The sequence below is a fragment of the Candidatus Sulfurimonas baltica genome (assembly GCF_015265455.1).
Classification (GTDB): Bacteria; Campylobacterota; Campylobacteria; order Campylobacterales; family Sulfurimonadaceae; genus Sulfurimonas; species Sulfurimonas baltica.
This window is the reverse complement of the sequence record NZ_CP054492.1, coordinates 1,666,069-1,690,345: the sequence shown is the minus strand read 5'-3', so window position 1 is coordinate 1,690,345 and position 24,277 is coordinate 1,666,069. Positions and strand designations below refer to the sequence as shown.

Here is a 24,277-nt window from a genome sequence, read left to right as displayed (position 1 = left end):
AAAAAAAGGTAAATCAGTTTTTGTACTATCTAAATACAGCTATATTTCATTGTTGTTCCAAGCGTAGATTGCATCTTGAAGAGTTTCAAAACCACTAACTCTTCCTATGATAAAAACCTCGTCAAAAACATAACAGCATATATTGCCGTTTAGCTCTAACATAAAGACAGCATACTCGTCATCACGCACATCTTTTGATATTACTCTCATGCCATCAACAATATCGTTAATCTCTACTATATCGTCATACTCAACATCAAGTAGTTCTTTTCCGTTACTAATATATGTAGCCATTTTTTGCCTCTTATATAGAGTTTTACTTAGCGTAGTTTATCTGTTTTTCTAAGCCAAGAGCACCATCAAAAAGTGTCTGTTCATCATAGGCTTTAGCGATTAGTTGAAGCCCGACAGGCATACCGTTTGCACCTTTGTTTATAGGAAGACAAATTGCCGGAAGGCCTGCCAAGTTTACACTGATAGAATAGAGATCACTCAGATACATGTCCATAGGGTTTTTAAGCTCTCCGAATTTTGGTGCAGTACCAGGTGCGATTGGAGAAAGTATCAAATCTACATCTTCGAAAATCTTAGCATACTCATCTTTGATAATATGACGTACTTTTTGTGCTTTTACATAGTACGCTTCATAGTATCCGCTTGAAAGTACAAAGTTTCCTAGTAATATACGACGTTTAACTTCATCGCCGAAGCCATTGCTACGAGTCTGAATGAAAGTGTCTTCAAGGTTTTTTCCTGTTACGCGGTTTCCGTAACGGATACCGTCATAACGAGCCAGATTTGTAGTAGCTTCCGCAGTTGCAGTTATATAGTAAGCAGAGATATCAAACTTAGCATCCATCAACTCTTTTTCAACTATCTCATGACCTGCATTTTTAAGTTCAGTTATTGCCAGTTCGTAAGCTTTTTTGACATCTTCGCTTGCATTTTCAATATGTTTAGGAAGAACAGCAATCTTGAGCTTTCTCGAAGCGTCTAATTTATCTGAAACTTTATCGTTCATATTTGCAGAAGTTGAATCTTTTTCGTCATGACCGCTTATTATGTCATATAAAATCGCCGCATCTTCAACATTTTGCGTCATAGGCCCAATCTGGTCAAGAGAAGAAGCGTAAGCACCTAAGCCATAACGGCTTACTCTTCCGTAAGTTGGTTTCATCCCAACAATTCCACAAAATGAAGCAGGTTGACGGATACTTCCGCCAGTGTCACTGCCAAGAGCTGCTATAGCTAAACCAGCAGCAACAGCAGCAGCAGAACCGCCAGAACTTCCTCCCGGTACATAGTCACTATTGTGGGGATTTAGAGTTTTACCGTAAAAACTAGACTCTGTAGTTGAACCCATAGCAAACTCATCCATATTTGTTCTACCAAAAGGGGTTAGTCCAGCTTTTGCCATTTTATTGATTACAGTCGCGTTATATGGTGCAATGTAACCTTGAAGAATATTTGATCCAGATGTTACAGACCAGTCTTGTACTTGAATATTATCTTTAACAGCTATTGGAACACCATCACCAGCATTGATTACGTCAAGATATGCATTGAGTTCAGGTTTTGCTTCAATCTTAGATTTTAAATCTTCTTTAAATTTTTTTAATTCATCTTTAGATAATTTTAGGGCTTCTTTTAATGTTATCACTAAACTTCCTTTGTCTGTATTTTTGTGCAAAAATGGAATAAGTCCCATTTTCTACGCTAGCCGCTATGGCACTAAAGCTTGTCGCCAAAGCGACAGATTTTATCTCTTGAATTGTTTCACTGCAAATATACCAATGCCAATAAGAACAAATATTATTACTATAGTAGTTATAATAAATGAACTCTCTACAGGCTGGGTAAAATTAGTCATTTAAGACCTTAGAACATCTCTTACATGTAGAGACCTCGTCAGCCGATTGGTATTTCCAACATCTTGGACATTTGTGCTCAGTTGATTTTGATATAACAAAAGTATCGTTATCAACTTTAAAAGTTCCAAGTATATTTTGCTCTGCATTTTCTTCAATTATTCCTGAAACTACAAACCAATCCTCAGCTTCAGTTTTATCCATTTTAAGAGCTACATGTGAGTCCGTTGAAATAACCAACTCTAAAGTGTTTTTGATTGTTTTTTCTTTTTTTAGTGCATCAACAATTGTTCCAAAGGCTTCTCTGGCTTTAGTCATGTAAACTGCATTAAAATTAGACTCACTAGTTTGAATCTCTTCATAAACAAAATCAAAAATATCAACTGCATTACCTTTAATGATTGCCGGAGCATTATCTATAATCTCATCTGCAGTGTAAGTCAATATTGGCGCTATTAAAACTAAAAGAGATTTTGTCATAATTGCCATTGCACTTTGACTAGAGTTTCTTTTAGCATCTTTTAAACCGTCACAATAGAGAGAGTCTTTTGTTATATCTATGTAGATTCCACTTAACTCATTTACAATAAAGTTGTTTAAAAGGCTCATACCGTGAACAAAGTTATACTCACTAAATGATTTATGAACAGAATTAAATACATTTTTAGCGTGAGTTAAAATCCATTTGTCTAACTCTCCCATCTCAGAATATGGAGTCAGAGTCTCTAAATCGTTAATGTTTGCCAACATTATTCTAAAAGTATTTCTAAGTTTTCTATAGTTTTCAGAAGTCTGTTTTAAGATCCCTTGAGAGATTTTTAAATCACTTTGATAATCACTTGAAGCAACCCAAAGACGAAGAATTTCACTGCCGTACTCTTTTAAAACAGCGTCAGGAGCAACTACATTACCCTTAGACTTAGACATCTTCTCACCTTTTTCATCTACTGTAAAGCCGTGAGTAAGAACTGCTTTGTAAGGTGCTTTGTGCTCAACAGCACAACTTAAAAACATTGATGATTGGAACCAGCCACGATGTTGATCAGAACCCTCAACATATAAATCTGCTTGATACTCTCCTGCATCGTAATTGCGAGATTTTAAAACAGAGTTCCAAGTTGAACCACTGTCAAACCACACATCCAAAATATCAGTCACTTTTTCAAGCTCATCCGCCTTGTATCCTGAACCTGGATAAAGAAGCTGTTCTGTTGGCATTGAGTACCAAGCATCACTCCCTTGCATCTCGAAAATCATCGCAGTAAAGTTTAGAACTTTCTCTTCAAGTAAAACCTCTCCGGTAGCTTTTACTCTAAAAAATGCGATTGGAACTCCCCAGTCTCTTTGGCGTGATATACACCAGTCGGGTCTGTTTTCAACCATTGATTTTAGTCTGTTTCTTCCGCTTTGAGGGTAGAAAAGAGTTCTCTCCACTTCACTAAGAGCAATATTTCTAAGAGTGTTGTACTCACCTTCAGGCTTCTCATCAACAGAGATAAACCACTGTTTTGTTGCACGGAAGATTAATGGAGTGTGACTTCTCCAGCAGTGTGGGTACGAGTGCATAAATTTGGATACATGTAGAACACTCTCTCCCATAAGTTCAAGGATTGCTTCATTACATTTAAAAATATGCTTTCCGACAAACTCTTCAGCGTTTGGAATTAATCCATCACGAACAACTGTATTGTCATAACATCCAGTCTCATCAACAGGCATAACAACTTCTAAACCATAAACAAGTCCTACACGGTAGTCATCTTCACCGTGACCAGGAGCTGTATGAACACAGCCGGTTCCATTTTCAACTAAAACATGCTCTCCTAAAACTATACGAGAATTTCTTCCATTTAGTGGGTTTATAGCAAGTAGATTTTCAAACTCTACAGCTTTAAAAGTTTTAACAGCCTGTCCACTTAAAACAGCAGTTTCATTTAGCAAGTTAAGTAGTTTTTTAGCAACGATGTATCCAGAATCAGTTAGAACATACTCTTCATGTGGGTTTAAAGAAATACCTGTGTTTGCCGGAATAGTCCAAGGTGTTGTTGTCCAAATAACTGGAGCAGCTTTTCCTTCTATGCCAAGTTTTGCTTTTGCTTCATCACTGAGTTCAAAAGCAACGAACATTGAATAATCCTCTTTATCTTCATACTCAACTTCAGCCTCTGCAAGTGCTGTTCTCTCTGCCCAAGACCAAAAAACAGGTTTACTGCGTTCAATTAAAAGACCTTTTTTAGCAACACTACAAAGTGTTCTATAAATATTTGCCTCAAATTTATAGTCCATAGTTACATATGGATTGTTCCAGTCAGCCAAGATGCCAAGTTGCTTGAACTCTTCTTTTTGAATATCAACAAATTTAGCAGCATGCTCACGACAAAGCTCTCTGACTTTTGCTGTCTCTAGAAGCTCTTTTTTCTGTTTGCCACCAAGCTTTTTCTCAACCTGCTGCTCAATTGGAAGACCATGACAATCCCAGCCCGGAGTAAAGCGGACAGATTTGCCATTGAAATAGTTGTGTTTTATAATGATGTCTTTTAGAATCTTATTTAAGGCATGACCGATATGTATATTTCCATTCGCATATGGAGGTCCATCGTGAAGAGTAAAGCTTGGAGCATCTTTACGATTACTCTTCATTTTCTCATATATTTTATTTTCATCCCAAGCAGCATATCTTTTTGGTTCATTGTTTATCAAATTGCCTCTCATGGCAAAGTCTGTAGTAGGTAATAGTAGTGTGTCTTTATAGTCCATCTGTACCTCAAAAGTGTATTAAAATTTTTGGATTATATCTTTTATGTCTTTAAATACCACTTTAAATAGTAAAAACAGTGCTATAATAAGCGAACAAAATTTGCTGAAGAGGGCTTTTTACTATATGAAACTACATCTTATATTCATTGGAAATAAATTTATATATAACACTCCATTAAGAGAGTATGTAATAAGAAAAATTGAACAAAAAACAGATTTTATTGATTCTATAACATTTTTTAAAGAGAGTGATAATTCTCTTTTCTTATATTTAGAAGAAGAACTAAACTCATTAAACCAACTTATAGTAGTAACAACAAAACAGCATTTCTCAACAATCGGGAAGGTTATTTGCACAGCAACCGGTGACAATCAGATTCTAAAAGAAAACATGCTTATACCCTCTAAGTGCTCAGTTTTCGAGGATAGAAGTTATCTCTTAGAACATAATAGCTCTCAAATAAATGTTCTACATGTAGACGAGATGCAAAAACTTCCAGAGATACTGCTTTACTTTCATGACTCTAAAGCCACACTGCATCTTTTTGAAGAGGATAAGGAGAGCGCTGTAGCATTACTTAGCCCAATTGCACAAACATATGACGTAAATATAGATATAGTAAATATAATTGATGGATGGCTTCGCATTGATGTTAGAAGTAAAAAATATGGTGATATATCTAAGTTTATAAACTCAGCAAAGCAGCTATTGCCAAAAAAACTTATACCAGCATCTTGTGTGGTAGGTTATATAATTGATAAGTTGTCTGCCAATAAAAAGAAGCTGAGTTTTGCCGAGAGTTGTACGGGAGGTCTTTTAGCTTACTACTTTACAAAAAACAATGGAGCATCAAAAATGTTCGATGGTTCTTTGATTACTTATTCAAATACTTTAAAAGAGAACTGGCTTGGTGTTGAAAACGCAATACTTGAAAAGAGTGGTGCAGTAAGTAAAGAAGTTGTCTCAGAGATGAGTGATGGTGCCATGAATGTCAGTAGTTCTGACTACTCAATATCAATAAGTGGTATTGCAGGTGAGGGTGGAGGAACAGAACATAAACCAGTAGGTACAATATATATAGGTGTAAGAAGTAAAAAACAGCACGCAGAAGAGCATCTAAATTTAAGTGGAGATAGAAACTATATTCAGCATCAGAGCGTACTTTTTGGCATTAAAATGTTGCTATTAGTTGATAAAGATATGTTTTTTTAAATTTAGCTCTTTTTGTCTTGACAATTGAAATCTATTTGCCTATAATTTCGACCTCTTAACAAATAGAGGAAAACGTCTTGTTAGCTCAGCTGGTAGAGCACGTCACTTTTAATGATGTGGCCGATGGTTCGAATCCATCACAGGACACCATTTTAAACTTAAAAATAATATATGCGGTGGTAGTTCAGTTGGTTAGAATACCTGCCTGTCACGCAGGGGGTCGCGAGTTCGAGTCTCGTCCACCGCGCCATTAGTTTTTCTGTTTAATTTGGGCGCTTAGCTCAGTTGGTAGAGCGCTACCCTTACAAGGTAGATGTCACTGGTTCGAGTCCAGTAGTGCCCACCATAGTTGTAAACCTTATTGTTTATGAAAGTGACCCTTTCGTCTAGTGGCCAAGGACACTATCACTTCATGGTAGGGACAGAGGTTCAAATCCTTTAGGGGTCGCCACAAATTGGTGTAGAAAAGTTAATAAATGGGCGCTTAGCTCAGTTGGTAGAGCGCTACCCTTACAAGGTAGATGTCACTGGTTCGAGTCCAGTAGTGCCCACCATTTAGTGACAAGTTTTACTTTTTGTAAAACACTCTTTTTAATTATAGGTGCGGTGGTAGTTCAGTTGGTTAGAATACCTGCCTGTCACGCAGGGGGTCGCGAGTTCGAGTCTCGTCCACCGCGCCACCTCTTTTTTTCTCATTTATTTTCAATATTAATTTATTTAGACTTATGTTCTAGGATACTCTTTAGATAGTTTATATGTAAAAATTTTAGTATCTTCTGTTACGATATGATTAACAAGTATCTGTTTTGCAAGTACGTTCATCTCTGTCTTTATAGTATTTATATCTGCCGGTGTGTTTATTATTAAAGCAAGGCTCTCAACTAGCTTTTGATGTAATTCTCTGTGTTGTTTAATGTCAGGGTATCCAATTGACAACATATATATCTCTTCATCATCAAAATGGGTTCTCATATAATCACTAAATTCATATAATATTATTTTAATCTCTTCTGTTTCATTTGAACTAATTTCTAAGGATAACAAACGATTTACTATCTCAAACAGTTTTTTGTGTTGAGTGTCAATATTTTCTATCCCTACGCTGTATACATTATTCCATTTTATTTCATCATTTATTTGCACATTAATCCTTTGTTTTTATTGTAGTGTATAAAAAATTAAATAAATATATATAAAACGTTTTATAAAAAACTTTTTGTTCCTCTGTCATCGTACATATCTTTATATCTAAAAGTTATAAGGTTTTGCATGATAGCAAAAAGAATTATAAAGTTTAAAAAACTACTTCCTCCATAGCTAAACATTGGCAGTGGCAATCCAACAACAGGTGCATATCCTATAGTCATTGCAATATTAACACCCATATAAATAAATATCATAAAAGATATAGATATAGTTACAACTTTTATATAGTAATCAGTGTTAAAGACACTCAAACTCAATAGATGTAAGATAAGCATAACATATATAAGTATGATCCCTAAAGCACCTAAAAAACCACTTCTCTCAACAAGAAAGGCAAAAATAAAGTCACTTGTAGCGATAGGTAAAAATCTCATTTGCGTTTGTGTTGCTTCATCTTTTGATTTACCTGTTAATCCACCTGAGCCTATGGCTATAATTGATTGTTGAACATGATAAGAAGGTTTTTCACTTAAAAAGTCTTTTATTCTAAGTTTTTGATAGTCATGAAGTAAATATTGATATACAAGTGGTGAAGAAAGAAGAATTGTTCCTATAATAACGGCCCATATTTTCCAGTAGACACCTATGAAAAAAAGAACTCCATACCCAATTAGAAGAAGAACAAGAGCGGTACCTAGATCTGGCTCTTTTGCTATAAGGATAAAAGGCAAAAGTATATAAAAGCTAATTTTTAAAAAATCTTTTATTCTATAGCCTTGTTTTGGAGGAGGGGACTTATGAATAAGGTATGCAAGCATTAAAATAAGCGCCGGTTTAACAAATTCAGATGGTTGTATGGTTGCATTTATAAAAGGTATCTCAATCCACCTTTGTGCACCAAGTCTGGCGTGACCAAAAAATTCAACCGCTAGTAGCAAACCTATATTTATCCAGTATATTAGGGGAATTAACCAACTCATTCTGCGAATAGGGAGCAAAAATACGCCAATAAATGCTAAAAAAGCTACACCAACATAGGCTGTTTGTTTTTGGGCGAGAGCAGGAACAACCTCATTAATCAACCAATTTGAAGTAATGATTAGCGGAAGAATTAAGATAATAGAAAAAAAATCAAATTGTGCTAAAATACGTTTATCAATTCTCCACAAGTTGTAACTCCAAAATAAATTATGAAATTGTATCACAAAACTTGCAGTAGCGGTTTTATGTATAAAAAAGTTTCTTTAAAAAAGGTCTAGAAAATGGGTGAAGTAGAAAGTTATGTTTGCGAAGAGGCTCAACGCTTAGATATATTTTTGGCGTCTGTAATAGGGCAGAGTCGTTCACAAATAGCGCAGTTAATTAAAAAAGAGTGTGTATATGTTGATGATAAAATAGTTGCTCGCGCCGGTGTTAAGCTAAAAGCAAACCAGAATGTAAGAGTTGAATTTCCATATGTTGATAAAAAACCAGCACTGGCAATTGACTTTGATGTTGAAATACTTTATGAAGACGATGATGTATTGGTTATAAATAAACCAACTGGTGTTACAGTTCATCCAGCTCCTAGTGTTAAAGAAGCAACCTTGGTTGATTGGCTAAAACATAAAGGTATTAGACTCTCTACAATAAGCGGAGAAGAGCGACACGGTATAGTCCATAGACTCGATAAGGGTACAAGTGGAACAATGGTCGTTGCTAAAAATAATGAAGCTCATGAGTTTTTATCTGCGCAACTTCAAGATAAAAGTATGGGACGATATTACATTGCGGTAATTAATCCGCCGCTAAAAGATGATATAACCACCATAGACAAACATATAACCAGAAGTGTTAGCAACAGGCTTAAAATGGCATGTTCGGACAATAATGGTAAAAACGCTACAACAATGTTTAAAGCTCTGACTCTCTCAAGTGATGAAAAAAATCAACTTGTTGCATGTAAGCTATTTACTGGTAGAACTCATCAAATCCGTGTTCATTTGGAAAGTATAAATCGTCATATAATTGGTGACCATATTTATGCTGTAAGCCCAAAACAAGAGAAATCGGAACGAATTTTGCTCCACGCTTATATAATATACTTTATCCATCCAACGAGCAAGGAAAAACTATCTTTTATTGCACCATTTGATGCAGATATGAGAGAGTATATGGATAAAAAATTTAATCCGGAGCAAATAAATGAAGTTATTGACCCTAGTTACATTCTGCACAGCTTCACTACTGATTCTTAGTGGTTGTGGTGCTAAACCTACACCAAAAAAAGAGCCAACTGTTGATGAATCACTGCCATTAGTTAATCTTACTCAAAGCGGAACTATACTTGAGAGTAATGCTATAGCTCTTGAGTGGGGATTAATAGAAGATCAAAGAGTTAAAGGTGTTTATATTTACAAGGTACCACTGGATGAAAAATTCAATGGTAAAGATGAGTATTATGATACAGTAAACAACCGTTTTTCTACTCATTATCTTGATTTGAAAATTAAACCTAGCTCAAAATATAGGTATTATTTTAAAACTTATAGCGACAATGCAGAATCAACACCAAGTAAATCGACCATATTAACCTCTCTTGATGTTATGGACTCTGTTACATGGCTTTACGCTGGAACAGGTATGCCAAGAAGTGCAAAAATAATCTGGAGACCGCATACAAACCAAAAAGTAAAGGCATATATAATTCAAAGAAGAACTTTGGAAGAAAATGTCTGGACAGATATTGCAACGGTTGAGGGAAGACTTAGTGCGGAGTATATAGATGCCAAGCTAAAAGATAAGTATACTTATATATACCGTATACGTGCTTTTACTTATGACGGTATTACTTCAAAGCCAAGTGAAGAAGTTAAAGTTACAACAAAAGCATTGCCTCAAGATATAAGTAAAATAAGCGCAACAACTGACCTTTCAAGAAGAGTTGAAATTAGATGGGAAAAAAGTGAAGCTGAAGATTTTTTAAAATATAACTTATACAGGGCTTCAAACATAGATGGAAGTTACAAACTGCTAGCAATTTTAGTTAATAACTCTTATATTGATACAATCGAAGAAGATGGCAAGCAGTACTTTTACAGGGTAAGTGTAGTAGATAAAGATGGTCTAGAGAGTAAAAATGATAAACAGTCTGTAATGGGTACAACGTTGGTTAAACCAAAAACACCTTCATTGGTTGAGGCAAAATTAATTGACGGTAAAGTCAAAATATCATGGAGTAAAGAAGACACTAGGATTAAAAGTTATATTGTTCAAAAGAGGTATAAGAAAAGTTTATTTGATGAATCAATTGCAGATTTCGAAGGTATCAATGGCTTAGAGTTTATAGACTCAGAGATAGAATCAGATAAAATTTATTACTATAAAGTGTTTGGTGTAGATATCAATGGCATTAAATCTGAGTCTAGTATTGAAGTTGAACTTAAAGTTGGAGATTTATTAGTTATAGATGCATTTATACAATCTCCAAAGATATTAGAAAAAGAGCAAGTAAACTCTAAAAAAGACTTAATTACACCTTTACAAGATTTTAACTAAAAGAACGAGAATAATGCCACATTTACATATATCAGAATTTAAAGAGATAAAATTTCCAGCACAAGAAGGTGGGGTCTCTTTTAACTTTATAGCAGATAACATAAATCACGAAGAAGAGAAATTAATTTCAGTCACAGTAGAGGATGATGTGTTTTTTCTGCTTGTTAAAGAAGAAGAGAATAGAAGCCTTTTAAAGACTGATAAACTAACAAGACCCGCATCTATATATAATGTACACAAAGCATTGTTGGCTTATGCAAAACTAGCTGAGTTGAAAATTATAAGTTCAAATGTTCCAGAACACCAAAAAAATGTACATCTTGAAGAAGTTAGTGCTTTGAAAAAAATTGAGTATTTTGCTTCAAATTTTCAAATAGATAAAGAGATTAGAGTTGAAGTTGGTTTTGGTTCAGGAAGACATCTTCTGCATCAAGCTGCAAACAATCCTGATATTATGTTCATAGGTATTGAAATACATAGACCATCGATAGAGCAGGTTCTAAAGCAGATAACAATTCAAAACCTTAATAACTTGCTTGTTCTTGATTATGATGCTAGACTTTTTATGGAACTGATACCTTCAAATATAGTTGGCAAGATTTATGTACACTTCCCTGTTCCATGGGATAAAAAACCTCACAGAAGAGTTATATCAACATCATTTATTAAAGAAGCTAACAGAGTTTTAAAGGTTGGTGGGAAGTTAGAACTTCGAACTGATAGTGAAAATTATTACGCATACTCTTATGAGACATTTATCTCCTTTAATAAAACTACACTACATATCAATAAAAACAAAGATATTGCCATTAGTTCAAAGTATGAAGATAGATGGAAAAAAATGGAAAAAAATATCTATGATATTACTATGATTAATGAAGAAGAGTCTGAGTTACTATCTTTAGATGGTGATTTCAGCTTTTTTGATGTAAAACTCTCAAGTGATGATATTTTAAAACTAGATAAAAATATAGCAAAATTTGATGGTGGATTTATTCATTTTGAGCGCTCTTATAGATTAAATGACGGTGTTATGCTTCGTATTTCAATTGGAAGTTTTGATAGACCTGAACATCTATATCTTATTGTTAAGGGTAATGAGGCAAAATATTTTCCGTCTCTTCCACTTAAATCAAAAAGTAATTTACTTGCACATGAATATTTAAACGGAATACTTCATGGATAAAGTAATAATTGCCAAAGACTTATCTCTATCATATTCCAACAATGAGACAATTATTAATAAAGCGAACTTTTCAATTAGTTCAGGTAGCTTTGTTTTTATAACAGGAGCAAGTGGCAGTGGCAAATCTACACTCTTGAAGTCTCTTTATGGAGGGTTGAAATTAAAGCAAGGCAGTCTTACTGTTGGGGGCGTAGAGCTAGGTAATGTTTCTCGCTCAAAGTTAAATTTTTTAAGAAGACACATTGGAATAGTTTTTCAAGATTACAAGCTTGTCAAAGAGTGGAGTATAGATAAAAATATAATGCTTCCCCTATTAATAAGCGGTTATGTGAAAGGTGTTGCTCAAAATCAGGTTGATAAGCTTTTAAAACATGTTAGACTTAACCATCAATCAGGAAAGTATCCATTGGAACTTAGTGGTGGTGAGCAGCAGAGAGTTGCTATGGCTAGAGCACTTGCCCATAATCCTATTATTATTTTGGCAGATGAGCCTACAGGTAATCTTGATGAATATTCATCTGAGCTTATTTGGAAGCTACTCGAAGGTGCTAATGAACAGCTAAACACTACGGTTATTGTTGTTACTCATCATATTCCAAGTTCTTTAAACGTTGATTATAAGCATTTACATATCGAGTATGGAAGTATTCATGAAGTCTGTTAGAAATCACCTATCGCTTGTAATCGCACTCTTGAGTATACTTTTTTCAATGCAGGTTTTTCAAATAGTTGACAGATCAATTGATGCATATAAAAAGAATCTGGCAAATAATTATTCTGTTATAGCAGTTAGTCAAAAAAAGCTGGCAAATGATGAAATAATGTGTATAAATAAATTAATATCAAATGCTGAAGAGTTGTCTCCTGATTCGGTTATAAAAAGATTTAACAACGGTATGAAAAGTAGTAATTTAGAGCTTTTAAAAATTACTTTGCCAAAATTTTATAAATTAAGTCTTGAATACTATCCAACACCGCAAGAGGTAAAAAAACTAACAAAAGATTTATTAAAAAACAGTTCAATTACAAAAGTAGAAGATTTCTCCCATAATCATGATACTACGTACAAACTTTTGCTTTTATTTAAAAATGTTGTTGCACTTTTTGCCATAGTAGTTCTTGTCGTTACACTCCTTCTTATCTTTAAAGAACTTAAAATTTGGCAGTATAAGCATAATGAGCGTATGAATATTATGGGACTTTTTGGAGCAGCTATGTGGCTACGTTCTGCAGTATTATTCAGACTTGCAATTGTAGATGCCCTTATTGCCAGCTTTTTAGCATTTGGAGTGTTTATTTACGTATCTTCATCCTCTTGGGTTCTGCAACAGCTTGATAACATTGGAATAAGTATAGTTATTTTTAACCCAGTAGATGACTACTTATTAATACTTGGCGTAGCAATGTCTATCTCAATACTTTTGGCATCTTTAATAGTAATAGGGCACAAAGAAGAGGTATGATTCATTTATTAATTATGTCTCTTTTGATTTCTCTGAATTTAGAGGCAAAAACAAGTGTTGACAGTAAAATTGCAACTGCAAGTTCTAAAATAATTTACTACAGTAAAAACCATGAAGATATAAATAAAAAGATGGATGATACTGCAGACGCAATAAAAAAACAAAAAAAAGAGATTCAAATTCAACAAAAACATCTTAAAGATTTACAAGATGAACTCGCTGAAAAAGAGGGTAGCTATCAATCAAATGTTGAGCATTTAAAAGAGATGAAGAGTTCTCAAGATATTTTGATAAAAGATGGAAATGAATTAGAAGAAGAACTAGTATTTACAATAGCTCAAAGTGTCTCTTTATCAATTATTTTAGAAGAAGAGTACACAGCAAGCGAAGAGTCTCTTATTGAATATGAAGTACTTCAGCTAATGTTGAAAAATTCTAAAACAAAGATAAAAGAGCTAAATGAAATTTTTTATAACAATGCTAAAAATATAAATATTTTAAGTGAACATACAAATGCTTTGGAAGCGGCAATTGCAAATATTGATGCAAAAAGAATAGAATTAGTAAAAACTCAAGAAGAAAATAAGCAGTCACTAAAAAAGCTAGAAATGGCAAAATCGTCATATAAAAATGAGTTAAAGAAAATTTTAGATAAGCAAGATATGCTAAAGAAAACTTTAGCACAATTAAATATTATTAAAATTGATGAGATAAAAAAGGCTAAAGAGGAAGAAGCTAGAGCCAAAGCTTTTAATAGAGTAGATATAATTTCTGATAAAGATTTACCTAAAGTTAAAAAACACGGAAGCAGTTATCAGGCTGTAAAAACTAAAAACTACAATGGAGAAAAAACTATTGCACCATTTGAACCATATAAGATCACTAAACAGTATGGAACCTATACAGACCCAATTTATGGAATAAAAGTATTTAATGAATCTATTTCATTAAAGCCTAATCAAAAGAATACAAAAGTTAAAACGGTGTTCAATGGTAAAGTTATTTATGCTGATAAAACGGCTGTGCTTGATAATATTGTAATCGTAGAGCATGATAACGGACTACATACTATATATGCAAATCTCTCTCAAATTTCACCTAATATTAAAAAAGGTAAAAAAATTAAAAAGGGCTATACAATTGGACGGGTTAGTGATGAGCTGATATTTGAGGCTACACAAAAATCATTCCACATAAATCCTGCAAAACTTTTTCAATAAATTAAAATAAGTTTATATATTTATTTACTTCCAGTAATGGATATAAAATAAAATATTTTTAAATGTATAATAACCCTGTATAAGTAATTTATCAAAAAGGTGTATTTATGGATTCTAAAGAGGATATGGAAGTTCATCATAATAATCTATTGTACTATAATCAGATGCTCGATAATAATCATACTATAAAAGAGAATGTAGTCGTACAGAAAAAAGGCTCAAGTTCTTTTAGTTCACAAAAAGTTGATTTTAGTTCTTATATGGCATCACCAGAGGGGTATGAGATGGTTGTGTATCCTTTATACTTTCTTTTTATACCATATGTTGTTGGAGCATTATTCATTTTTTTATTTATAGCAAGCGGAAATTTTTCAGTTTTTCAGCAGTTGGATATGAGTGCATTTTTAATTGTCTGGATGATAGGGTATGAGATAGTAGCGACTGCTTTGCTTGTTGGTATTTTAGTTAATTTTTTAAAGTATGATGATAATCAAAATAAGAGAAGAAATTTTTAAGCAGCTGTAAGTTCAAAGATGCGCATGTATAAAAATATATTTTTTGATATAATTTCAAAAAATTAATTAATAGAGAAAAATATGAACTTTATTCAAACTCGTGGACACGATAAAAACAGACCTCAATATGTTACATTTTCACAAGCTATTTTAAGCCCTATTGCCTCTTTTGGCGGTCTTTATGTGCCAGAGAACTTGCCTGAACTTGGAGAAGAATTTTTAAATAAACATCTTAATTCCTCATACAAAGAGTTAGCATCAGATATGTTGAGTCGTTTTGAGATTGATATTGATAAAAGTGTTATAGAAGAAGCGTTAGACTTATATGATAATTTTGATGACGCTAGTAATCCTGTTCCAGTAAAAAAAGTAAAAGAAAATCTTTATATAAGTGAGCTTTATCACGGTCCTACACGTGCCTTTAAAGATATGGCACTTCAGCCTTTTGGCGTTGTTTTGTCATCAATCGCGCAAAAAAGAAATGAAAACTATCTTATCTTGGCTGCAACAAGTGGTGACACCGGACCTGCTGCTCTTGAGACATTCAAAAATCGTGCAAATGTTCAAGTTGCATGTCTCTATCCAGATGGTGGAACCAGTGATGTTCAAAGACTTCAGATGGTTACAGAAGATGCACCGAACTTGAAAGTTATAGGAATTAATGGCGTTTTTGATGATGCACAAAATGCACTAAAAAGACTTTTAGCTTCTGATGATTTTAGAGTAGAGCTAAAAGCAAAAAACATCTCTCTTTCAGCTGCAAACTCTGTAAACTTTGGAAGAATAATTTTTCAGATTATTTATCATATTCATAGTTATTTGGAGTTAGTTCGTCAAGGTGCTACTGTTATGGGTGAAAAAGTGTATTTAAATGTTCCAAGTGGAAATTTTGGTAACGCACTTGGTGGATATTATGCTTGGAAGATGGGAGTTCCTGTTGAGAAGATTATTATATCTTCTAATGAGAATAATGTCTTAACGAAACTTATTAAAACTGGAAAATATGATTTAAGAGATTTACATGTAGTAGGTACAACTTCACCTGCCATGGATATTTTAAAATCATCAAATGTTGAAAGAATTTTGTATGATATGTTCGGGTTTGAGAGAACCAGAGAGCTTATGGAAGATTTGGAAACAAAAAACTTTTATGAATTGACACAAGATGAACTCGTAAAGCTTCAAAACAGTTTCGATGCTGACTTTTGTAATGGAGAAGAGGGTAAGAAGTACATTAAAGATACTTTCAATCAAGAAGGTTACTTAATGGATCCACATACAGCTACATGTATGAAATCTTATGAGACTTGCTCAAGTCCAAAAATCAAGACAATAGCATATTCGACAGCAGAATGGACAAAGTTCTCTCCAGTAATAGCAAACGCTTTAACTGGTGAAGTTGACGCCAATGATGTAGATGCACTCGAATCAATCTCGAAGGTTGCTTCTTTAGAAATCCCAGATATGGTAAAAGGGCTGTTTTCTAAAAAAATCGCTCAAAATACTATTATAGAAAAAGAAGATATTGAAAAAGAGATACTTAAGTTTTTATAGATTTAATTCTACATGTAGATATCAAGCCTACATGTAAGATGTTTTACAGCTCTTTTGCTCTTTTAAATGCTTTTTCAATAGCATTTATACATGCAGCTCTAACATTTCCATCTTCTAAAGCACCGTACCCAGCAGCAGTAGTTCCACCAGGACTCATTACCCCGTCTTTTAAAATTGCAGGGTGAACATCTTGTATAAGCTCACCAAAGCCACCAAAAAGACCTCGCATAATATTCATAGCATCATCCCTTCTTAGACCTTGCTTTACAGCACCGTCTGCAAGTGCTTCGGCAATAAGCGCTAGATAAGCTGGTCCACTTCCAGCTAAAGCAGTGGCAATATCCAACTCTTTTTCGCTAGATAACCATCTTGTAGAACCTATCGCTCCAAGAAGTTCATGCGCTTCTTCTTGAAACTCTAAATCTCCTGTAAGTGTTGTCATAGATCTATTTACACTTGCGCACAAGTTCGGCATAGTTCTTACAACAGCCATTGGGTTTAGGTTTGTTCTTAGTTTTTCAACTGTAGTCCCAGCAAGAACAGAGTAGACTACTCTTGCACAACCTTTAAGCTTTTTAGATACCTCTTCAACATTCGCAGGCTTTACACAAAACATTACTGTTTTTCCTTCAACACTGCAGTTATCCATAAGTTCTTTTGTTATTTTAACACCAAGTTCATTTTCAAATTTGTTTAGTTTTTCTAGATTTCTACCAATAACTTCAATCTTGTAGTTCTCTTTTAGCCCCTTAGCAATGCTAAGTGCCATATTTCCATTTCCAATAAAAGTGATAGTTTTCATAATAATCCTAATTTTTTTTGTAGTATAACATTTAACCAACTAATTGCTATGCTTTAAGCACCGACTGTACCGTTTTTTTAAAATTTCATCATATTACTTAAAAAAAGATATCGTAAAACAAGCTTCATCATCAGTATTTTCCATCTCAAAGAACCATTTAGATATTTTCAATAATTGTAATTACTAATTATTCAGAGAGTTCAATTAGTTAATGATATCTATACTAAACTATAAAATATTTTGCAAATAGGTTTAAAATATATCATTGCCACTTTGTGGTAGTATGACATAATTAGAAATAAGGTGAAAGCATGGAACAATTTTTAGAAGAAGCAAAATCTGCAAGTAGAGTCCTATCTACTCTAAGCGGGTCAGAAAAAAATAGAATATTAAAAGAGATGGCAAATGCTCTTAGAAGTAATACAATGGACTTGCTTGAAGCAAACGCGATTGATATGTCTGATGCAGACAAAAACGATTTAAGTTCAGCACTAAAGGATAGACTGCTTTTAGATGAATCACGTATAGAAGGTATGGCTATAGCAATTGAAGAGATAGCAGCACTTAAAGAGCCTGTAGGCAGAGTGATTGATGGTTGGGTGACAGAAGATGGACTTAAAATAGAAAAGACTTCAATACCTATCGGGGTAATAGGAATTATCTATGAGTCTCGCCCTAATGTTACAAGTGATACAGCAGCATTATGCTTTAAAAGCTCTAATGTGTGTGTCTTAAAAGGTGGCAAAGAGGCTGAAAATTCTAACAAAGCTATAGCAAAAGTACTTCAGGCGGTTTTATCTAAAAATAATCTTCCAGTATCATTGATTTCACTTATACCAGACTCTTCAAGAGAGGGTGTTGCAAAGCTTATTAAGATGGATAAATATGTTGATTTAATAATTCCTCGTGGCGGGGCAGGGCTTATTAAATATGTAAGTGATAATGCAACCGTAAGTGTGGTTAAGCATGATAAAGGACAGTGTCACACTTATATAGACAAAGATGCCAAACTTGATAACGCAATAGCTATTGCAATAAATGCAAAAGTGCAAAGACCGGGTGTTTGTAATGCAATGGAAACACTTTTAGTAGATAGTGCTATAGCTTCAGATGCACTGCCAAAGTTAAAAGCAGAGTTTGACAGAGCTCACACGGAGTTAAAAGGTTGTCTGAAAACGCAAAGCATAATTGAAGTAGCAAATGCTACTGATGAGGATTATGACACTGAGTATTTAGCAAATATTTTAAATATAAAAGTAGTAGACGGAGTTGATGGCGCAATTGAACATGTAATTAAATTTACATCAGGACACTCTGAAGCAATTATTACCGAGAACATAACGGTGGCTGAGAAGTTTTTAAACTCTATTGATGCGGCAGTTGTTTATGTAAATGCTTCAACTCGTTTCACGGATGGCGGAGCATTTGGTTTTGGTGCAGAGGTTGGAATAAGCACAAATAAACTTCATGCTCGAGGACCAATGGGAATAGAGGGGCTAACCACATATAAGTTTAAAATTTACGGAAGCGGTCAAATAAGAAAATAACAATTAGTTTTGTTCATATTCTTTTATAGCATCACAAACTTCTTGTAGTGATCTTTTGTATTTTTTCAGGCTAGAAATATACTCTAGATCTTCAGGTTTTGCGATGTCATTTTTTAGCTCCATTGCTACATCGTGCAAGTATATGGCGCCTATATTTGCTGCAACACCTGCAATATCTAGTAACATTTTGTCAGCATTTAAGGCATCTTTGTTATTTATGAACTCTTGGAGTTTTTTAGAAGAATCTGTATATCTAGATATAAAGTCATTTAGTATTTCAATGTAAAATTCTTTATCTCCGCCACAAATATCCAATCCATATTCGATATCAAATTTTGCGGCTGTTGCATTAGCTTGTCTAGGAGTATTGTTCTCCTCTTCACCTGAAGTATACATATATAAAACATCGTAAAGTGCATCCATCTTTATAGGTTTTTCTAGGTGCTGTTCCATTCCAACATTAAACATATTATTAATGTCATCTGTCGCCGTATCTCCACTAAGTGCTATAACAGGTATATGGTTGTAATCTGGATTTTGACGAATAAGTCTTGTAGCTTGAAAGCCATCAACATTTGGCATATGAGCATCCATTAATATTAATGAAAAATTAGAATCTTCTTTTAAAATATCTAAGGCAATTTGTCCATCACTTGCCATGGTTATGTCAATTCCTGAGCTTGCTAAAAGAGCTGTAATTACTTTTTGATTAATAATATTATCTTCAGCAACTAAAATTTTAACACCTTTAAATATTTCAAAATCATCTTTTTTTATTTTATCATGGTAAACCGCAGTTCTCTTAATTCTTTTTGTATCAATAACAACCGGTGCATCGACATTAACGCTTTCTTCTACTGTTTTTATGTCATCTTTAGTATCGAAATCATCTACTGTAATATCTTCTATACTATCAGCAACTTCTTCTTCAGATATTTGTTTAGGTTTTTTCATTAAAAAATATGTCACAAGAATGGTAACTATGGCAATTGCAACAACAATTTCAATTAAATATTCATTAATTATTTCCATAACGGCTCTCTTTTTTTATTTTATGATACTGTAATAAAAATTAAATTTTACAAAGTTAATGTATAATATAAAAAAATATAGGCCTAGCATGCAAATTATTCCACATATCCCAGTTCTATATAAACAAGTTTTAGAAACATTTGATAATATGGAAAGTGGCATTATTATTGATTGCACTATGGGGTATGGTGGGCACTCTTCTATGATTCTTGAAGCAAATCCACATATAACACTTATTGGTATTGATCAGGACCAGACTGCAATAGATTTTTCAACAACAAGACTTGAACAATATAAAGATAGAGTAGAGATTAAAAAAGGCCGTTTCTCATCTGTTATAAAAGATATTTTAAAAGAATATGACATTAAAAATATTAAAGGTATCTTGGCAGATATAGGGGTTTCTTCACTTCAGTTAGACCAAAAAGATAGAGGTTTTTCATACGATAGTGATAACCTTGATATGAGAATGGACAAAGATTCACCACTTAGCGCTTTAGAAGTTGTAAACGATTACTCAACAACTGAACTAGAGAGAATATTATTAGAGTATGGAGAGCTTAGGAACTATAAAAAAATAGCATCTTTTATTGTAAAGAATAGACCATTTAGTTCAGCTAAAGAGTTGGCAGAAGCGCTAAAGCCAATGATGCCACAAGGTAAAAAAATTCATCCAGCGACACTCTTAATGCAGGCTATTCGAATAGAAGTTAATGATGAACTTGGTGAATTGAAATCACTTTTAAAAACAATTGAAGAAGCAAAATTTCCAAATGCAAAAGTAGCAATTATATCTTTTCACTCTCTTGAAGATAGAATTGTAAAACAAACTTTTGGCGATTGGAAGAAAAACTGTATCTGTCATGAAGAAGCTATGAGATGTACATGTACAAACGATAACTCGCTTGGAAAAGTAATAACAAAGAAGCCTATTGTGGCAAATAATGATGAGTTAAAAGAGAATGTTAGAAGCCGTAGTGCTAAGATGAGAGTATTTGAAATGGGTAAAAACAGTGAGTAAAGAATTAAACTTACTAGATGAAGTAGATTTAGTCTTAAATCCAAAAAAAATGCTAGATGCTAGATATCTTGTATATGTTGTCTTGTCTATAGTGTTTGTTGGAGTTGTTCTTTTTCCAAAGATTTACATTCAGCAACAGATATATTTTAAGAGCAGAGATATTTCAAAACTAAAAGGTGAATATGACACTCTCAAAGAGGAAAATATTCTTATAAGTACCTCAGTAGAGTCTATACGCTTTAAAAATCAGATTTTTGATACAATTTTTTAGAAAGTTATTATTATGATTCGTCGTTTCCTAGAGTTTGCAATTGATAAACCACTTTTAAATCACATACTTCTCACCTTTATAGTATTGCTCTCTATTTTTGCATATGTTAATATTCCAAAAGAGATATTTCCACCTATGAACATGGATAAAGTAACTATTTCTGGTGGATATGCTGGAACATCTGCTGATGTTTTAGACAAAATGGTTGTTAAAACAATAGAAGATGATTTACAAAATATAGATGAGCTAGATACTATAAAAACTACCATTAAAAATGGCTCATTTACGATTTTTGTTGATATAAAGCCAGGCTCTGACAATATAAGTGTACTCAATGATGTAAAAGATATTATAAGTAGTGTAAAAAAAGATTTGCCGGCAGATATGGCTGAGCCAATTGCTAAGGTTAGGCTTCACAGTTTTCCTCTTGTTCTTATCGCATTGGCAGGGGATAAAACAAAAAAAGAGTTGCTGGAGAGGGCAGATGAATTAAAGAGTGAACTTAGCAGATTTAAAGACTTAAGTGAAATATCAATTCGCGGCGATGCAGAAGATGAACTGGTAATAAAAATAAATGAACAAAAACTTTTAGCTTTTGGACTCTCACCAGCTTTAGTAATTGACTCTTTAAGAAATATAAGCTCAATTTTTCCAATAGGAACCATTAAAGAGAGGGGTTCACATTTATATATTTCAACATATAACGGTGAAAAAAATAAAGAGAGTGTTGAGAGTACAGTTATAGGTGTTGGAGAATATCGTGTTCGAATTGGCGACATAGCAGATGTCTCATTTAAACTAAGTGATGAATCTGAACTCTCACATTATAATGGTGTCCGCAATGTATCTTTGAATATTGCAAAATCAGAAAATGGAAATTCAATAGAGTTAGTAAAACAGATTAGAGAGTTGCTAAAAGAGAGTTCAAAAAAGCATCCAGAACTTCAGTATGAGATATATACAGACACATCTATATGGATAAAAAATCGTTTAAATACAGTTTTTGCAAATATTGCCTTTGGACTTATGCTTGTCTTTGTAGCAATGCTGATTTTTATAAATCGTGGAATTGCTATGGTTGTAGCCATTGGTATTCCTGTAAGCTTTATGATAGGTCTAATAGTTACTGAACTGATGGGCGATAGTTTGAATATGCTCTCTCTTCTTGGGGCTTTAATTGCGCTTGGAATGCTCGTTGATGAAGCAATAGTTGTAGCTGAAAATATATATAGACATTTAGAAAATGGGATGGCGAGAAGAGAAGCAGCAATACTTGGAGCATCCGAGATGTTTCCAGCGGTTTTAGCAGCTACATTGACAACAGTGTTTGCATTTTTGCCTATGTTGTTGCTGAGTGGAGAAATGGGAATGTTTATAAAAATAATCCCCATAATGATAACAGTACTTCTTCTCTCCTCACTTCTTGAAGCTTTTTATTTTTTACCTCTACATGCACATGACTTTTTAAAAGTTTCACATGATGAGAGTTTTACAAAAAATATTTGGAAAAAGTTGGGTTCTTGGCATAATGCTGCATTACATTTTGTTTTTAAAAAAAAGTGGCTCTCTTTAATAGTTATAGTTGTAACAATACTATCCTTAACATTTGTGCTTATTAAAAACTCAAAATTTCAGCTATTTCCAGATTTTGATACTACTCAAATATATGTTTATGGTAAAGTCAATATAAACAGTGAGTTAGAAGACACGGAAAAAATCATAACTGATTTAGAAAAAAAGTTATTAGCAAACATGAAAAGTGATGATGTTTCTTCAATAACTTCTGTGATAGGGTTTACTCTTGATGCAAAAAATATGGCAGAAACAGGAGAGCATCTTTTTCATATATTTATTGATTTACATGAGCGTGCACCTACTAATGTTTTTGATACATACATAAGTCCATATTTATCTATTGAATATAGTGGTAATGCTTTAAAAAGGAATAGATCCGCAAAAGAGATAGCGGTTGAAGTAGAGTCTATTGTTAAACCATTTAGAAATTTAAAAGATAAAGATGGCTTGGTTTATGATGAAGTAGTTGTAAGAGTTCCAGGCGCAGGTGTTGTAGCCTCTGACATAGAAGTAAGTCTAAATGGTGAAAATGAGCAAAAGACCAAAGATGGTGTAGAAAAATTAGAAAAAGCATTAGCTGAAATATCAGGAGTAAATAATATTTCAAATGATGCAAATATCGGTGAAAAAGAGCTAAAACTTCGAGTAAATGAGTATGGTCAGCAGTTAGGCTTTAATGAAGAGTTAATATCTAGAGAGTTGAGGTCATATTACCTAAAAGGTGAATATGCAAAGATGTTTAACGACAGTGGTTTGGTGCGTATAAAGATTGAGAGTGACATAAAAGAGCAAATTAGCTCTATTGACACTATCGAGGTTCAAGTACCGTCATCAAGCAAGTTTGTACTACTGAGTGATGTTTGTGACTTTATAATGATACAAGGCTTTGTGGCTCTTAAAAAAGAGGATGGAGTTAGAATTCGTACAGTTGTTGCCTCTTTAGATAAAAAAATTCAAACTTCCGCTGAGGTTATGAAAAAATTAGAACCAACTTTTGAAAAACTAAAAAGTGATGGTTATAAAATAGATATAAAAGGTGAAGAAAAAGAGAATAATAAAAACAAAAAAGAGATGATGCGTTCAGCTGTTATAGCGATATTTCTTATTTTTATTACTTTAGTTTGGTTGTTTGATTCTATAAAAAAATCCCTTATAGTTATAAGTACTATCCCACTAGTTTTACTTGGTGTGTATTTTGGACATATGGTTATGGGGATTAACTTAACAATGCCTGGAATGATAGGTATTGTAGGTCTTGCAGGTGTCGTAGTAAATGATGGTCTTATAGTTGTTAACTTTATAAAAAATGTTAACAATACTGAGGAGCTAATGCAAAAGGCACAAACCAGACTAAGACCAATACTCCTTACATCTTTAACAACTGTTTTAGGACTATCAACTTTGATATTTTTTGCTTCAGGACAAGCTATGATACTTCAGCCAATGGCGATTTCATTAGGGTTTGGTATAGCTTGGGCAACAGTTCTTAATCTAATTTATGTGCCACTACTTTATGCAGTTGTGTTTAAAATAAAAGATAAAGAGCAAATAAGTAAAATCTAAGCTATTG

20 protein-coding genes and 6 tRNA genes are annotated in these 24,277 nt (G+C 33.4%); 19 read left to right on the top strand and 7 right to left on the bottom strand.

The window, feature by feature from the left end:
- Positions 1-39 precede the first annotated feature (39 nt).
- From HUE88_RS08450 to ileS, 3 genes are all read right to left on the bottom strand, one after another.
- Positions 40-294, bottom strand: coding sequence for a hypothetical protein (locus HUE88_RS08450; protein WP_194368275.1), 255 nt, complete (start codon positions 292-294; stop codon positions 40-42).
- 22 nt (positions 295-316) lie between these two features.
- Positions 317-1,660, bottom strand: a complete 1,344-nt coding sequence (gene gatA, locus HUE88_RS08445; protein ID WP_194368274.1) for an Asp-tRNA(Asn)/Glu-tRNA(Gln) amidotransferase subunit GatA — start codon at positions 1,658-1,660, stop codon at positions 317-319.
- 202 nt (positions 1,661-1,862) lie between these two features.
- On the bottom strand, positions 1,863-4,625 hold the full coding sequence (gene ileS / locus HUE88_RS08440) for an isoleucine--tRNA ligase (protein ID WP_194368273.1): 2,763 nt from the start codon (positions 4,623-4,625) through the stop codon (positions 1,863-1,865).
- A gap of 124 nt (positions 4,626-4,749) precedes the next feature.
- Here ileS and HUE88_RS08435 point away from each other — a divergent pair, with 124 nt between their 5' ends.
- The 7 genes from HUE88_RS08435 (at position 4,750) to HUE88_RS08405 (ending at position 6,518) form a co-directional block, all read left to right on the top strand.
- Positions 4,750-5,838 carry a CinA family protein gene (locus HUE88_RS08435; RefSeq protein WP_194368272.1) on the top strand — a complete coding sequence of 363 codons (1,089 nt, stop codon included), beginning with the start codon at positions 4,750-4,752 and terminating at the stop codon, positions 5,836-5,838.
- A gap of 74 nt (positions 5,839-5,912) precedes the next feature.
- Positions 5,913-5,988, top strand: a tRNA-Lys gene (locus tag HUE88_RS08430).
- Between the two features lie 23 nt (positions 5,989-6,011).
- A tRNA-Asp gene (locus HUE88_RS08425) sits at positions 6,012-6,088 on the top strand.
- Positions 6,089-6,108: 20 nt separating this feature from the next.
- Positions 6,109-6,184, top strand: a tRNA-Val gene (locus HUE88_RS08420).
- A 29-nt stretch (positions 6,185-6,213) separates the two neighbouring features.
- Positions 6,214-6,289: transfer RNA gene (locus HUE88_RS08415), tRNA-Glu, on the top strand.
- A gap of 27 nt (positions 6,290-6,316) precedes the next feature.
- Positions 6,317-6,392, top strand: a tRNA-Val gene (locus HUE88_RS08410).
- Between the two features lie 49 nt (positions 6,393-6,441).
- Positions 6,442-6,518 (top strand) — tRNA-Asp (locus HUE88_RS08405).
- Positions 6,519-6,561: 43 nt separating this feature from the next.
- Here the strand turns inward: HUE88_RS08405 and HUE88_RS08400 are convergent.
- Together HUE88_RS08400 and HUE88_RS08395 are read right to left on the bottom strand one after the other, a co-directional pair.
- A complete protein-coding gene (locus tag HUE88_RS08400) occupies positions 6,562-6,981 on the bottom strand; it encodes a bacteriohemerythrin (protein ID WP_194368271.1) in 420 nt (139 codons plus the stop codon).
- Positions 6,982-7,040: 59 nt separating this feature from the next.
- On the bottom strand, positions 7,041-8,153 hold the full coding sequence (locus HUE88_RS08395) for an FtsW/RodA/SpoVE family cell cycle protein (protein ID WP_194372597.1): 1,113 nt from the start codon (positions 8,151-8,153) through the stop codon (positions 7,041-7,043).
- Between the two features lie 93 nt (positions 8,154-8,246).
- Between HUE88_RS08395 and HUE88_RS08390 the strand changes: the two genes are divergently transcribed.
- From HUE88_RS08390 to thrC, 8 genes are all read left to right on the top strand, one after another.
- Positions 8,247-9,221: an RluA family pseudouridine synthase gene (locus HUE88_RS08390; RefSeq protein ID WP_194368270.1), complete on the top strand. Its 975-nt coding sequence runs from the start codon at positions 8,247-8,249 to the stop codon at positions 9,219-9,221.
- On the top strand, positions 9,169-10,521 hold the full coding sequence (locus tag HUE88_RS08385; RefSeq protein WP_229860052.1) for a fibronectin type III domain-containing protein: 1,353 nt from the start codon (positions 9,169-9,171) through the stop codon (positions 10,519-10,521). Before HUE88_RS08390 ends, HUE88_RS08385 begins: the two co-directional genes overlap by 53 nt.
- A 13-nt stretch (positions 10,522-10,534) precedes the next feature.
- The gene (trmB, locus tag HUE88_RS08380) at positions 10,535-11,707 is read left to right on the top strand and encodes a tRNA (guanosine(46)-N7)-methyltransferase TrmB (protein ID WP_194368269.1); all 1,173 of its coding nucleotides are present in this window, start codon (positions 10,535-10,537) and stop codon (positions 11,705-11,707) included.
- A complete protein-coding gene (locus HUE88_RS08375) occupies positions 11,700-12,371 on the top strand; it encodes a cell division ATP-binding protein FtsE (RefSeq protein ID WP_194368268.1) in 672 nt (223 codons plus the stop codon). Before trmB ends, HUE88_RS08375 begins: the two co-directional genes overlap by 8 nt.
- Positions 12,358-13,170 carry a cell division protein FtsX gene (locus tag HUE88_RS08370; RefSeq protein WP_194368267.1) on the top strand — a complete coding sequence of 271 codons (813 nt, stop codon included), beginning with the start codon at positions 12,358-12,360 and terminating at the stop codon, positions 13,168-13,170. The genes HUE88_RS08375 and HUE88_RS08370 overlap by 14 nt, the downstream gene beginning before the upstream one ends.
- Positions 13,167-14,390: a murein hydrolase activator EnvC family protein gene (locus tag HUE88_RS08365; protein WP_194368266.1), complete on the top strand. Its 1,224-nt coding sequence runs from the start codon at positions 13,167-13,169 to the stop codon at positions 14,388-14,390. Before HUE88_RS08370 ends, HUE88_RS08365 begins: the two co-directional genes overlap by 4 nt.
- 107 nt (positions 14,391-14,497) lie before the next feature.
- Positions 14,498-14,905: a hypothetical protein gene (locus HUE88_RS08360; protein ID WP_194368265.1), complete on the top strand. Its 408-nt coding sequence runs from the start codon at positions 14,498-14,500 to the stop codon at positions 14,903-14,905.
- Positions 14,906-14,986: 81 nt separating this feature from the next.
- Positions 14,987-16,459 carry a threonine synthase gene (gene thrC, locus HUE88_RS08355; protein WP_194368264.1) on the top strand — a complete coding sequence of 491 codons (1,473 nt, stop codon included), beginning with the start codon at positions 14,987-14,989 and terminating at the stop codon, positions 16,457-16,459.
- A gap of 43 nt (positions 16,460-16,502) precedes the next feature.
- On the opposite strand, the gene HUE88_RS08350 is transcribed toward thrC, so the two are convergent.
- Positions 16,503-17,261 carry a pyrroline-5-carboxylate reductase gene (locus HUE88_RS08350; RefSeq protein ID WP_194368263.1) on the bottom strand — a complete coding sequence of 253 codons (759 nt, stop codon included), beginning with the start codon at positions 17,259-17,261 and terminating at the stop codon, positions 16,503-16,505.
- Positions 17,262-17,572: 311 nt separating this feature from the next.
- Between HUE88_RS08350 and HUE88_RS08345 the strand changes: the two genes are divergently transcribed.
- Positions 17,573-18,808 carry a glutamate-5-semialdehyde dehydrogenase gene (locus HUE88_RS08345; RefSeq protein WP_194368262.1) on the top strand — a complete coding sequence of 412 codons (1,236 nt, stop codon included), beginning with the start codon at positions 17,573-17,575 and terminating at the stop codon, positions 18,806-18,808.
- A 3-nt stretch (positions 18,809-18,811) separates the two neighbouring features.
- On the opposite strand, the gene HUE88_RS08340 is transcribed toward HUE88_RS08345, so the two are convergent.
- Positions 18,812-19,840 carry a response regulator gene (locus HUE88_RS08340; protein WP_194368261.1) on the bottom strand — a complete coding sequence of 343 codons (1,029 nt, stop codon included), beginning with the start codon at positions 19,838-19,840 and terminating at the stop codon, positions 18,812-18,814.
- A gap of 88 nt (positions 19,841-19,928) precedes the next feature.
- Between HUE88_RS08340 and rsmH the strand changes: the two genes are divergently transcribed.
- Genes rsmH through HUE88_RS08325 form a run of 3 tightly spaced genes read left to right on the top strand, consistent with a single transcriptional unit; the run spans position 19,929 to position 24,270 of the window.
- Positions 19,929-20,861 carry a 16S rRNA (cytosine(1402)-N(4))-methyltransferase RsmH gene (rsmH, locus tag HUE88_RS08335; protein WP_194368260.1) on the top strand — a complete coding sequence of 311 codons (933 nt, stop codon included), beginning with the start codon at positions 19,929-19,931 and terminating at the stop codon, positions 20,859-20,861.
- Positions 20,854-21,132 (top strand): hypothetical protein, encoded by a 279-nt coding sequence (locus HUE88_RS08330; RefSeq protein WP_194368259.1) that lies wholly within the window; start codon positions 20,854-20,856, stop codon positions 21,130-21,132. Before rsmH ends, HUE88_RS08330 begins: the two co-directional genes overlap by 8 nt.
- A 12-nt stretch (positions 21,133-21,144) precedes the next feature.
- The gene (locus tag HUE88_RS08325) at positions 21,145-24,270 is read left to right on the top strand and encodes an efflux RND transporter permease subunit (protein WP_194368258.1); all 3,126 of its coding nucleotides are present in this window, start codon (positions 21,145-21,147) and stop codon (positions 24,268-24,270) included.
- The last annotated feature ends 7 nt before the right edge of the window (positions 24,271-24,277 follow it).

Excerpts from the sequence above, each read along its gene's own strand:
- HUE88_RS08345 (WP_194368262.1), top strand. The coding sequence starts at position 17,573 with ATGGAACAATTTTTAGAAGAAGCAAAATCTGCAAGTAGAGTCCTATCT.
- trmB (WP_194368269.1), top strand. The coding sequence starts at position 10,535 with ATGCCACATTTACATATATCAGAATTTAAAGAGATAAAATTTCCAGCA.
- HUE88_RS08450 (WP_194368275.1), bottom strand. The coding sequence starts at position 294 with ATGGCTACATATATTAGTAACGGAAAAGAACTACTTGATGTTGAGTAT.
- rsmH (WP_194368260.1), top strand. The coding sequence starts at position 19,929 with ATGCAAATTATTCCACATATCCCAGTTCTATATAAACAAGTTTTAGAA.
- thrC (WP_194368264.1), top strand. The coding sequence starts at position 14,987 with ATGAACTTTATTCAAACTCGTGGACACGATAAAAACAGACCTCAATAT.
- HUE88_RS08385 (WP_229860052.1), top strand. The coding sequence starts at position 9,169 with ATGAAGTTATTGACCCTAGTTACATTCTGCACAGCTTCACTACTGATT.
- HUE88_RS08325 (WP_194368258.1), top strand. The coding sequence starts at position 21,145 with ATGATTCGTCGTTTCCTAGAGTTTGCAATTGATAAACCACTTTTAAAT.
- HUE88_RS08370 (WP_194368267.1), top strand. The coding sequence starts at position 12,358 with ATGAAGTCTGTTAGAAATCACCTATCGCTTGTAATCGCACTCTTGAGT.
- HUE88_RS08375 (WP_194368268.1), top strand. The coding sequence starts at position 11,700 with ATGGATAAAGTAATAATTGCCAAAGACTTATCTCTATCATATTCCAAC.
- HUE88_RS08390 (WP_194368270.1), top strand. The coding sequence starts at position 8,247 with ATGGGTGAAGTAGAAAGTTATGTTTGCGAAGAGGCTCAACGCTTAGAT.
- ileS (WP_194368273.1), bottom strand. The coding sequence starts at position 4,625 with ATGGACTATAAAGACACACTACTATTACCTACTACAGACTTTGCCATG.
- HUE88_RS08340 (WP_194368261.1), bottom strand. The coding sequence starts at position 19,840 with ATGGAAATAATTAATGAATATTTAATTGAAATTGTTGTTGCAATTGCC.
- HUE88_RS08350 (WP_194368263.1), bottom strand. The coding sequence starts at position 17,261 with ATGAAAACTATCACTTTTATTGGAAATGGAAATATGGCACTTAGCATT.
- HUE88_RS08365 (WP_194368266.1), top strand. The coding sequence starts at position 13,167 with ATGATTCATTTATTAATTATGTCTCTTTTGATTTCTCTGAATTTAGAG.
- HUE88_RS08360 (WP_194368265.1), top strand. The coding sequence starts at position 14,498 with ATGGATTCTAAAGAGGATATGGAAGTTCATCATAATAATCTATTGTAC.
- HUE88_RS08435 (WP_194368272.1), top strand. The coding sequence starts at position 4,750 with ATGAAACTACATCTTATATTCATTGGAAATAAATTTATATATAACACT.